Raw genomic sequence first — 11,525 nt, forward strand, 5'->3', positions numbered from 1 at the left:
GTGTTCGGTTGAGCTGAGTATCCGATTGATTGGCGGTTACTTACGAGCTGCAGCGAGGGATTCTTTCGCCTTCGCCGCAACGTTTTCGGCCGTGAAACCGTACTTCTCGAACAGGAGCGAGCCCGATGCCGACTCACCGTAGTGCTCGAGCGAGACTGCGCGTCCTGCGTCACCGAGGAAGCGATACCAGGGCATCGCGATCCCGGCTTCGACGCTCACGCGCGCTTTGACGGTGCTGGGAAGAACCGATTCGCGGTACTCCTCGCTCTGCTCGTCAAACCACTCGACGCAGGGCATCGACACGAGTCGCGTGGGAATGCCTTCGGCTTCAAGTAGCTTCTGCGCGCCTGCAGCGTGCTGGACCTCGGAACCCGTCGCGATCAGGATGACCTCGGGCTCACCGTTGGAAGCGTCCTTCATGACGTAGGCGCCCTTGTCGAGGTTGTCCGCGCTCGCATACTCCTCGCGGTCAAAGGTGGGAACACCCTGGCGCGTGAGGATCAGACCAGCGGGACCCTCGTCGCGCTTGAGGACCGCTTTCCACGCTTGAGCAGTCTCGTTCGCATCAGCCGGTCGCACGATCGAGAGGTTCGGGATTGCGCGGTAGGCGGCGAGGTGCTCGACAGGCTGGTGGGTGGGGCCGTCTTCGCCGAGGCCGATTGAGTCGTGTGTCCACACGTAGATCGCGGGAGTCTTGCACAGCGAGGCGAGGCGCACCGAGCCGCGCATGTAGTCGGCAAACTGGAAGAACGTGCCGCCATACGGGCGTGTAAGGCCGTAGAGCGAGATTCCGCTCAGGATGGCGCCCATCGCGTGCTCGCGAATACCGAAGTGGAGGGTGCGGCCGTACGGGCTGCCCGAAAAGTCCTTGGTTTGGTTGGCCTCAGGAATGAACGACGGCTCGCCCGCCATAGTCGTGTTGTTGGAGCCCGCGAGGTCAGCCGATCCACCCCACAGTTCAGGAAGAACGGGAGCGAGGGCAGAGAGGACTTTGCCGGAGGCAGCGCGGGTCGCGAGGCCCTTCTCGTCGGCCTCAAAGACCGGCAGCGCCTCGTCGAGATCCGTGGGAAGGTCGCGGGCGATCAAGCGGTCGTACAGCGCCGCGGCATCGGGATTCTCGGCGCGCCACTCTTCCACCTTGGCATCCCATTCGCGATGCTTCTGGGCACCGCGCTCGATGAGGGCGCGGGCGTGTGCGAGAGCTTCTTCGTCGATCTCGAAGGTCTTTTCGGTATCGAAACCGAGGATGTCCTTGAGCCCGGCGATGGGCTGATCGCCAAGTGCGGATCCGTGAGCAGCGTGGTCTCCGGACTTGCCGGGGGTCGGCCATGCGATCACGGTGCGGAGGCGAATGAAGGTCGGCTTGTCAGTGACCTGCTGGCCGGCGACGATTGCGTCCTTCAGCTCCTTGAGGTTTTCGACGTACTCGGTGCCGCCATTGGTCCAGTCCACGGTGCGCACATCCCAGCCGAGGGCCTGGTAGCGGGCGGCGGTGTCCTCGGTAAAGGCGATGTTGGTATCGCCTTCGATGGAGATCTCGTTGTCGTCCCAAATGACGATGAGGTTGCCGAGCTGCTGCGTGCCGGCGAGGGAGGAGGCTTCGTGGCTCACGCCCTCTTCGAGGTCGCCGTCGGATGCAATCACGTAGGTGAAGGTGTCGAACGGGCTCTCGCCGGCGGGGGCGGTGGGATCGAGGAGGCCCCGAACGCGGCGCTGCGCCATGGCAAAGCCTACGGACGATGCAATTCCCTGGCCGAGCGGACCCGTCGTCATTTCGACACCGGCCGTGTGGAAGTTTTCGGGATGGCCCGGGGTCTTCGAGCCCTCGGTGCGCAGCGCCTGAAGGTCTTCAACCTCGAGGCCGAAGCCGCCGAGGAAGAGCTGGAGGTACTGCGTGAGGCTCGTGTGACCGCACGAGAGGATGAAGCGATCTCGGCCGAACCAGTCCGGATCCTTGGGATCGTGGTTCATGATGTCCTGGTACAGGAGGTAGGCAGCAGGGGAGAGGCTCACAGCCGTGCCCGGGTGCCCATTGCCGACCTTCTGTACGGCTTCCGCGGCGAGGATCCGCGCGTTGTCGATGGCACGCTTGTCGAGATCGCTCCAGCCCTCGGGGGCTACGAAATTGCTACTCACGAAAGTTCTTTCCCTTCCATCGGTTGATCCATCTCAAGCGCCGAGGGCGGGACCGGATCGGCGCGAGGGGCCAAAATCGTGTCGATAGTATCGCGCGAAATTGGAGGATAGGTGACTGCTGTCTCAGGAAATGCAGGAAACAAGGGCTCAGCGGCGGCGCCGGCACGCAGCTGTGCCGTGTGGGTCCGACGGCTGCTCGGCAAGCGTCGGACCTGGACGTCTAGTTGCACTGACCGGGGACGTTAGTTGACTTGCGTGGCATCGCCCGGTCTCTGTATCCTCGGCCGCATGTACTCAGGCATCGCCTCGATGAAGCTGCGTTCCGTCCGCTGACGGCGGCGGGACCCCTTATGACCTCTCGTCTGCCGTCCTGGCCATCTGCCGGGCGGCCGCTTCGTGGTGCCCGGCTCCATGACGAGCTGAGAGTACACAATGCCAACCACAGAACCTTTACAGTCATGTGCTTGGATCGGGACATCCCAAGGATCCGCTGCACACATCCGCGCTGAATCACTCCACCTGACACTCGGCGACAGGCCGCTGCTGAGTGGGACTGACGTCACCGTCTCCACCGGGTCGCGACTGGCGATCGTCGGCGACAACGGCCGGGGCAAGACCACCTTGCTCCACATACTGGCGGGGATCTTGAAACCCGACTCGGGAGTGGTGACCCGGGTGGGTTCCCTCGTCCTGGTCAAACAGGACATGGCCACCGAGGGCGATCGCACGGTCGGTGACCTCATTGCCGAGGCTACCGCCCCATCCAGGGCCGCTCTGCAGGCCCTCGACGTGGCTACCGCGGCGCTGGCCGCGGGCGATGACGCGGCCGACGCCTATTCCGCCGCACTCGAGGCGGCCACGCGGCTGGACGCCTGGGATGCAGACCGCCGTGTTGACATCGCCCTGGCGGGCCTGGACGCCTGTAGCGACCGCGATCGGGTCCTGTCGACCTTGTCGGTCGGTCAGCGGTACCGGGTACGGCTGGCGGTCGCCCTCGGATCGACCCCTGACCTGTTGCTGCTGGACGAGCCCACCAACCACCTGGACGCGGCAGGGCTGTCGTTCCTGACTGAGCGCCTGCGGCACCACCCCGGTGGCCTGGCCTTAGTCAGCCACGACCGCGCCCTGCTGCGCGACGTGGCGACCAGCTTCCTGGACCTCGACCCGACCCGCGATGGCCTTCCGCGCACCTACGCGGGCGGTTACGAGGGCTGGATCGAAGGGCGGCAACGAGAACGGGCCGCCTGGGAGCAAGACTATGCCGCCCAGGTCGCCCGGCATCAGGAACTGACCCGCGCCGCCGACGACGCACGCTCCCGCCTGTCGCAAGGCGGTTGGCGACCCGACAAGGGAACGGGCAAGCACCAACGGGCTACGCGCGCTGCCGGGGTGGTCCAGGCTTTCAACCGCCGCATCGTGGACCTAGAGCGTCATCAGATCGACGTGCCAGAGCCACCGCTGCGGTTGGCATGGCCCATATCGTCAGCGCGGACCGGTCAGAACATCGTCAACGCCTCCATGCTCACCGTGACTGACCAGTTGACCACCCCGGTCTCGGTGGACATCAGCGGTGGAGACCGGTTGGTGGTCACCGGGCCGAACGGTGCTGGGAAGTCCACACTGTTGGGGCTTCTCGGTCGGCGACTGGCCCCGAGTACAGGCCAGCTGCGGGTGAACCCGAGGGTGCGCGTCGCCCTGTTGTCTCAAGAGGTCCCTGACTGGGACGACGCCCTCCCCGCACACGTGGTCTACGAGACGTACCTGGCCACGCAGGGCCGCCGATCACAGGCACCCTCCCTCGGCTCACTCGGGCTGCTTGAGCCCGCGGCAACCCGCACACCCGTGGGGCACCTGTCGCAAGGGCAACAACGCCGCCTCCATCTGGCCATGTGCCTGGCGGTGGACCCGGACCTGTTGCTCCTGGACGAGCCCACCAACCATCTGTCATCGAGCCTCGTCGACGACATCACCACCGAGCTCCTGCGGACCTCCTGCGCCACGATCGTCGCCACGCACGACCGGCAGATGCTCGACGACCTCACCGACTGGCCCCACCTCAGCCTTGCCCCAAAGGACCTGCCATGAACCCCCTTCGCCCCTTGTCCGTCCCCGGCTACCGACCGCTGTTTGCAGCGATGGTGCTCACCGTCTTCGCCCAGGGTGCCTGGGCCCTCTACTTAGCCATGCAGACCCTCGACCTGGGCGCCACGGCGGCCACCTTGTCGGGTGTCGTGGCGTGGAGCGGCATCGGCCTGCTCGCAGGTTCCTTGCCCGCCGGGGTACTTGCGGACCGCGTCGCCAAGAAGTCCGTCATCGTCGGCGTCCTCACTGTCAACCTCGCCACCTCGACGACGACCTCCACCGCCGCCATCTTCGACGCGGCCACTTTCTGGATGCTGGCAGTGTCCGCGTTCATCATCGGCGTCTCGACCGCCTTCTTCTTCCCGGCCTACACCGCGCTCGTGCCCGTCCTCGTGGGAAGCGACGACCTGATGGCCGTCAATGGGCTCGAAGGGACCACCCGGCCGCTGGTAGGACAGACCCTCGCCCCCGGTGTCGTCGGTGCCGTCATCGGCGCGAGCGTGCCCGCCGCGGGCGGGTACCTCATCGCCGGCGCGGTCGGACTCGCCCTGATCGCCGCCCTGCGGCTTCCTGCCCCTTGCTCAGCCGAGACCGACGCCGAAGCTCCGGCCACCTCTGCGCTGCGGGACCTGCTCGACGGGTTCGGCTACGTCGCCCGCACGCGCTGGGTTCGCTCCAGCGTGCTGTTGGCGGCCGCCATGGGCCTGGCCGTGACCGGCCCGCTGGAAGTTCTCCTGCCCGCGCTTGTACGTTCGACCCATGACAACGGTCCGGCTGTGTACGGAGTCGTCCTCGGAGCTCTGGGCGTCGGCGGCCTGGTGGGTTCCCTCGTCGCCGGCTCATGGCCCACCCCCTCACACTTCCTGCCCGTAATGGTCGGCGCATGGGCACTCGGCTGCCTTCCACTGGCCATCTCCGCATTCACCAACAATCCGTGGATCATCAGCGCCGGACTGGCGGTCTACGGTGCGTCGATCGGAGTCGGGATGGTCATTTGGGGCACGGTCCTGCAGGAACACGTACCGCTGGAGATGCTCGGCCGAGTCGCCAGCCTCGACTTCTTCATCTCCATCGCCTTCATGCCACTGTCCATCGCACTCACCGGACTCCTCAGCCGACACATCGCCGCTGCCAGCTTGTTCATCGCCGCCGGACTCGTGCCGCTCGCCACGACGATCCTCCTTGCAGTCCTTGGGCAACTCCGAACGCCGCGGACGACGCCCGTCGCAGCAGGTGAGGAGTGATGCACGCCAACGCCACCCTGACACCTCGCCACCGGCTCAAGGTGGCTCAGCTCGTCGTCGACGACGGTAGGCCCATCAGCGAAGTCGCCGCTCGCTTCAAGGTCTCCTGGCCGACCGTGAAGAGGTGGGTCGACCGCTATCGCGCCGGCGAGTCGATGCAGGATCGCTCGTCCCGGCCGAAGACCTCACCGAACAAGACGGACAAGGCGACGACGAAGCGGTGCGTCAGCCTGCGGATACGGCTGCGTGAGGGCCCCGTGCAGCTCGCCGCCCGACTCGGCATCGCGCCCTCAACCGTCCACCGCATCTTGGCCGGTGCCCGACTGAACCGGCTCTCCTACGTGGACCGCGAGAGTGGCGAACCGATCGGCCGGTACGAACACCCCACCCCGGCTCCCTGGTCCACGTGGACGTGAAGAAGCTCGGGAACATCCCCGACGGTGGCGGCTGGCGCTACGTCGGCCGCCGCCAAGGCGACCACAACCGAACGGCGACACCGGGTAAGCCGAAGAGCAAGTGGCACAACCCCAGGCTCGGGTACGCGTTCGTGCACACCGTCATTGACGACCACTCCCGCGTCGCGTACACCGAGGTCCACGACGACGAGACCGCCGTCACCGCGGTCGGGGGCCTGCATCGGGCTGTGGCGTGGTTTGCCGATCGCGGCGTCTCCGTAGAGCGGGTGCTGTCCGACAACGGTGGCGCCTATCGCTCGCACCTGTGGCGGGACACCTGCGAGGCCCTCTCGATCCCCCCGATGCGGACGCGTCCGTACCGGCCGCAGACCAGCGGCAAGGTAGAGCGCTTCCACCGGACCATGGCCGACGGGTGGGCCTACGCCCGCTGCTACACCAGCGAGCAAGAACGACGCGACGCCCTGCCGGATTGGCTGCACCAGTACAACCAGCACCGCCCGCACACGGCCTGCGACAACCAGCCGCCGTTCTCACGATTGATCAACGTCCCCGAGCAGTACATCTAGTGGCGTGACTTACCCGAGAGATCCTGGCTCCCGGCCTCCCGGGCGACTATTGTGGAGGGACGTTAGGCCCTTCGCTGTGGCCAATCCCTATCACAAGGCCCTCCCCAGCCTTTTCGTCCACGCAATCTCCACGCAATCGAGGAACGCGAGTGAATCAAAGCCCCGGCACGACCACCCTTTCCCATGAGGCGACGGCGCAGCATGGAGGCGGAAGTGACCGCTCGCTTCGCCGTACCCTTCTCGCGTACGTTGCTCTCACTAAGCCGCGCATTATTGAGCTCTTGCTCATCACCACTATCCCCACGATGTTTCTCGCGGCCGGTGGTTTCCCGTCGTGGCTGCTGATCCTCAACACGATGGTGGGCGGCTACCTTGCCGCCGGTGGCGCGAACGTCCTCAACATGTATCTGGACCGCGACATCGATGCGAAGATGAAGCGCACGAAGAACCGCCCGCTCGTCACGGGTGAGGTTTCGCCGCAAGCGGCTCTCGCATTCGGGCTCGCCCTGTGCGCGCTCTCGGTGGTGTACCTGTGGGCGTTTGTCAACGCTCCTTCGGCACTCCTCGCGCTCGAAGCGATCCTGCTGTACGTCGTGTTTTACACGATGATCCTCAAGCGCCGCACGAGTCAGAACATCGTGTGGGGCGGGATTGCGGGCTGCATGCCGGTTTTGATCGGCTGGTCCGCCGTCACGGGTGGCGTCTCATGGACCGCGTTCTTTCTTTTCCTCGTGATCTTTTTTTGGACGCCGCCGCACTACTGGCCGCTCGCCGAGCGTTTTACGCAGGACTACGCCCGCGCCGAGGTTCCTATGCTCCCCGTCGTGAGCTCGCGCACGACCGTCGCGAAGCACATGGTGTTCCACACGGTCATGATGCTGCTGTGCTCGTTTGCGATCATTCCCCTCGCGCCCACCGGCATCGTGTACACGGTGAGCTCGATCGTGTTCGGCGGCTGGTTCTTGTTTCTGGTTGTGCGATACGCGGTGCGCGTGCGGCGCGGTATGACCGGTTCAAAGCTCAACCCCATGGGGGTGTTCCACGCGTCGATCACGTATCTCACGCTCGTGTTCGTCGCGCTTGCCATCGACCCCTTCGTGGTGCTGTAGAGAGACCTCATGCCCGAGCGCGTCGACAGCGCTACACGCCTTGCCGAATCCTTCCTCACGCACCTTCGGATCGAACGAGGATTGAGCCCCAACACCGTCGCTGCGTACCGCCGCGATCTCACGCGGTACCTGTCGTATCTCGACGGGAGCGCGATCGATGTGCGCGACGTTCAAACGCCCACGATTGCGGGGTATATCGGTGCTCTGCGCGAGGGGAGCGTGGGAACTGCTCCCCTCGCGCCTTCGTCCGCGGCGCGAGCGCTCGCTTCGATCCGTGCCTTCCACCGCTTCCTCGATGAAGAGAACGAAACGCGAACGGGCGATCCGGCGGCGCGGGTACGCGAAGCCTCCCTTCCTTTGCGCCTTCCCGATGCCTTGAGCGTTGAGGAGGTAACGGCGCTCATCGACGCGGCGTCGGGGCCTTTCACCGGGGGACTTGCCGCCGAGCGCGCCCTTCGCAACCGGGCCCTCGTCGAGGTGCTCTATGGCACTGGCTGCCGCATCAGCGAGGCGCTCGCGCTCGACGTTGATGACACTGCGCTAGCCGATCAGATCATTCGCGTGCGCGGAAAAGGCAATAAAGAGCGTCTTATCCCGCTCGGGCGGTACGCCCTCGAGGCGCTTGAGGCATACCTCACTCGGGCTCGTCCAACGTTTCTCGCGAAAGGGAGCGGAAGCCCTGCGATCTTTCTGGGCAATAGGGGCACGCGCCTGACGAGGCAAGCCGCCTTTGCGATCGTCAAGACCGCAGCCGAGGATGCGAAGATTACGGCGCACGTGAGTCCTCATACGCTTCGTCACAGCTATGCGACGCATCTTCTGGAAGGTGGGGCTGACGTCCGCACGGTGCAGGAGCTGCTAGGGCACGCCTCAATCACGACGACCCAGCGCTACACACACCTGGGTCAACAGGCGCTTCGAGAAATACACGCGAGCTCTCATCCGCGAGCGCTGTAGTGGGGCGCGGGTGGAATTCGTATCCAGGGCTGCCGGTTAGACTTATTTTCATGGGCCGCGTGCAGTGAGTGCACGCGAGAGCCCGCGAACACCAACGACGTAGGGACAGGTACACGTGACAAAGAGCGAGCTTGATTTGAACCTCAATTACGGCCCCACGGGGCGCCCGCTTCCGGACTTTCCCGAGCCGAAGGCACTCGACTCTCACGGACCCGCGCGAATCATTTCGATGGTGAACCAGAAGGGGGGCGTGGGGAAGACGACCTCGGTCATTAATCTCGGTGCGGCACTTGCTGAGCTTGGCCGCAAGGTTCTTCTCGTAGACCTCGATCCCCAGGGTGCGCTCAGCGCCGGAACGGGCATTAACAGCTACGAACTCGACCTCACCGTTTACAACTTGCTTCTGGAGCGCGATCACGACATTCGCGAGGCGATCCAGCCGACGACGACGGAAAACATGGAGATTCTTCCGGCCAACATCGATCTGTCGGCGGCGGAGGTCCAGCTTGTCAACGAGGTCGCGCGCGAAATGGCTCTTGCCCGCGTGCTTCGCCCCGTCGTCGGTGACTACGACATTATTCTCATCGACTGCCAACCGTCGCTCGGTCTTCTGACCGTCAATGCGCTTGCGGCGAGCGACGGCGTCATCATACCGCTTGGGGCCGAGTACTTTGCGCTTCGTGGCGTTGCCCTTCTCGTTGAAACGATTGAAAAGGTTCAGGACCGCATCAACCCGCGCCTCGAAATGGATGGCATTCTCATCACGATGTTCGATCCGCGCACGTTGCATGCGCGCGAGGTTGTGGCCCGAGTCGTTGAGGCCTTCCCCGACAAGGTGTTCCATACGGCAATCAACCGCACCGTGAAGTTCCCGGACGCTTCGGTTGCGGCCGAACCGATTACGACGTTTGCCTCGAACAACAAGGGTGCCGACGCCTACCGCCAGCTTGCGCGCGAACTGCTTGCGCGCGGGGCAGCGGCTTGACGGGCCCGAATCGGCCGGGGCGCAGGCCGAAACGGCGCAAGAGCGACTTCACCGCGCCGAAAAAGGTGCGGCTTCGCGACTCCGCAGGCGCGCCGCGAGCACGTCGGGATGACTCCTCGCAGGCGCCGTCGGAACCTGTTCCCCATGACGGTGTACGTCTTCAGAAAGTGCTCGCGAATGCGGGTTTTGGCTCGCGCCGTGCGTGCGAAGCGCTTATCGCGCAGGGGCGTGTCTCTGTTGGGGGTGAGGTCGTGCAGGAGCAGGGAGTCCGCGTCGATCCGCGCACTGCCGTCATTCACGTCGACGGGCGTCGCGTGCAGCTCGACGAGGCGAAACTGACGGTTGCCCTCAATAAGCCGCGCAAGGTGATGAGCGCGATGGAGGATCCGCAGGGGCGCCGCACTCTCGAGGAGTTTGCGGCGCGCTACCCGGTGCGCCTGTACCACGTCGGCAGGCTCGACTATGAAACTGAGGGGCTTCTCCTCTTGAGCAACGACGGGGAGCTGACGCACCGCCTCACGCATCCGAGCTTTGAGGTGTCAAAAACCTACGTGTGCCGTTTTGACTGCCCGGGATCCTTCCCCCGGTCGATTCTGGCGAAGCTGCGTGCCGGCCTCGAACTCGACGATGGGCCGGCGCGGGCCGACCGCGCAAGCCTCGTTGCCCATGATGGGCGAGAGGCGATAGTCGAAGTCACCCTTCACGAGGGGCGAAACAGGATCGTTCGCCGCATGTTTGCTGCGCTCGGGTATGAACTTACGAGTCTCGTGCGCACGCGAATCGGGCCCGTCGTTCTCGCCGATCTTGAGCCGGGTGCTACGCGTGAACTGACCCGAAAAGAACTCGGCACCCTGATGGCGGAGGTCGGCCTGTGAGCATTGGCGCCAGTCGCGAAGCTGTAGCGCTCGAGGGCCCCGTTCTCGTCATAGGTGCGGGATTGATTGGCGGATCGATCGGCATGGCTCTCGGCCACGCCGGTCTCGACGTTCTCGTTCGCGATTCGTCCCCGGGAACGACCAGGCTCGCGTGCGAACTCGGGGTGGGGCGCGAGGTCCGCGAGGGCGACGAGCCGCAAATGGTCATTGTCGCGACACCACCCGATGTGTGCGCATCGGTGGCACTCGACGCTCTCGAGGAGTTCCCCGGGGCATGCGTGCTCGATGTTGCGAGCGTGAAACAGCCCATTGCGCAGGGGGTGCTCGACGGTGCGGCGGCGAGAGGGCTTGACGCCTCTCGCTACGTCGGCACGCACCCGATGGCCGGCCGGGAAGTGGCAGGGGTGGTCGCCGCGAGGGGAGACCTGTTCAGGGGCAGGGCCTTCGTGGTGGTTCCGACGCCTGCGACCAGCCCTCGAAGTTTCGCCCTCGCACGGCTGCTCGGCGTTGAACTCGGAGCGACGGTCGTGGAGATCGAACCCGATGTGCACGATGAGGCCGTCGCCTATGTTTCGCACGTTCCGCAGATCGTCTCGAGCGTGCTCGCAAGTCGACTGACCGTGGCGAGTGAAGCGGCTCTAGGGCTGTCGGGGCAGGGCCTGCGAGATACGACGCGCATCGCCGCGAGCGATCCGAGGCTGTGGGTCGAGATCCTCTCAGCCAACGCGGGGCGCATCGCGCCAATCCTCAAGGCTCTAGGCGAGGATCTCGATGGGCTTACACGGGCCTTCGAGACGCTAGACGACATGGACCCGCAACCGGGCTCGCGCGCCCGCATTGCCCGGGCGATCGCTGCCGGCAACGACGGCGTTGCCCGGATTCCGGGCAAGCACGGTGGGGGAGCGGAGAGCTTTTGCCGGGTCACGGTGCTCGTACCTGACGAGCCCGGGGAGCTTGCGCGCCTCCTCACCCACATGGGGGAGGAGAACATCAACCTCGAAGATCTGCGCCTCGAGCACTCTCTTGGGCAAAGAATGGGGCTCGCGCACGTGAGTGTCACGCGCGCCGACGAACCTCGCCTCACCGCGATGCTTGAAAAGAGAGGTTGGGCACGCGCGGGCACAGAGTGATCGGCTGGCGCACGCGTGGACGCGT

8 protein-coding genes and 1 pseudogene are annotated in these 11,525 nt (G+C 65.1%); 8 read left to right on the forward strand and 1 reads right to left on the reverse strand.

Features of this window, described 5'->3' with window-relative positions; all coding sequences use genetic code 11:
- Window positions 1-36: 36 nt before the first annotated feature.
- Window positions 37-2,136, reverse strand: a complete 2,100-nt coding sequence (tkt, locus tag HMPREF3176_RS04645; protein WP_016664601.1) for a transketolase — start codon at window positions 2,134-2,136, stop codon at window positions 37-39.
- Between the two features lie 432 nt (window positions 2,137-2,568).
- Between tkt and HMPREF3176_RS04650 the strand changes: the two genes are divergently transcribed.
- From HMPREF3176_RS04650 to HMPREF3176_RS04685, 8 genes and pseudogenes are all read left to right on the forward strand, one after another.
- The gene (locus tag HMPREF3176_RS04650) at window positions 2,569-4,221 is read left to right on the forward strand and encodes an ABC-F family ATP-binding cassette domain-containing protein (RefSeq protein ID WP_016664600.1); all 1,653 of its coding nucleotides are present in this window, start codon (window positions 2,569-2,571) and stop codon (window positions 4,219-4,221) included.
- A complete protein-coding gene (locus HMPREF3176_RS04655) occupies window positions 4,218-5,462 on the forward strand; it encodes an MFS transporter (protein WP_016664599.1) in 1,245 nt (414 codons plus the stop codon). The genes HMPREF3176_RS04650 and HMPREF3176_RS04655 overlap by 4 nt, the downstream gene beginning before the upstream one ends.
- Window positions 5,459-6,444, forward strand: a pseudogene (locus HMPREF3176_RS04660) (IS481 family transposase). Before HMPREF3176_RS04655 ends, HMPREF3176_RS04660 begins: the two are co-directional and overlap by 4 nt.
- Before the next feature lie 149 nt (window positions 6,445-6,593).
- Window positions 6,594-7,553 carry a heme o synthase gene (locus HMPREF3176_RS04665; protein ID WP_070458568.1) on the forward strand — a complete coding sequence of 320 codons (960 nt, stop codon included), beginning with the start codon at window positions 6,594-6,596 and terminating at the stop codon, window positions 7,551-7,553.
- 9 nt (window positions 7,554-7,562) lie between these two features.
- Window positions 7,563-8,510, forward strand: coding sequence for a site-specific tyrosine recombinase XerD (locus HMPREF3176_RS04670; RefSeq protein ID WP_070458571.1), 948 nt, complete (start codon window positions 7,563-7,565; stop codon window positions 8,508-8,510).
- Window positions 8,511-8,625: 115 nt separating this feature from the next.
- Window positions 8,626-9,495, forward strand: a complete 870-nt coding sequence (locus tag HMPREF3176_RS04675; RefSeq protein ID WP_016664594.1) for a ParA family protein — start codon at window positions 8,626-8,628, stop codon at window positions 9,493-9,495.
- Complete coding sequence (locus HMPREF3176_RS04680) at window positions 9,492-10,370, forward strand: pseudouridine synthase (RefSeq protein ID WP_226998156.1); 879 nt, start codon at window positions 9,492-9,494, stop codon at window positions 10,368-10,370. The genes HMPREF3176_RS04675 and HMPREF3176_RS04680 overlap by 4 nt, the downstream gene beginning before the upstream one ends.
- A complete protein-coding gene (locus HMPREF3176_RS04685; RefSeq protein ID WP_070458573.1) occupies window positions 10,367-11,500 on the forward strand; it encodes a prephenate dehydrogenase in 1,134 nt (377 codons plus the stop codon). The genes HMPREF3176_RS04680 and HMPREF3176_RS04685 overlap by 4 nt, the downstream gene beginning before the upstream one ends.
- Window positions 11,501-11,525 lie beyond the last annotated feature (25 nt).

This window comes from Dermabacter sp. HMSC08H10 (assembly GCF_001807585.1).
Classification (GTDB): domain Bacteria; phylum Actinomycetota; class Actinomycetes; order Actinomycetales; family Dermabacteraceae; genus Dermabacter; species Dermabacter hominis.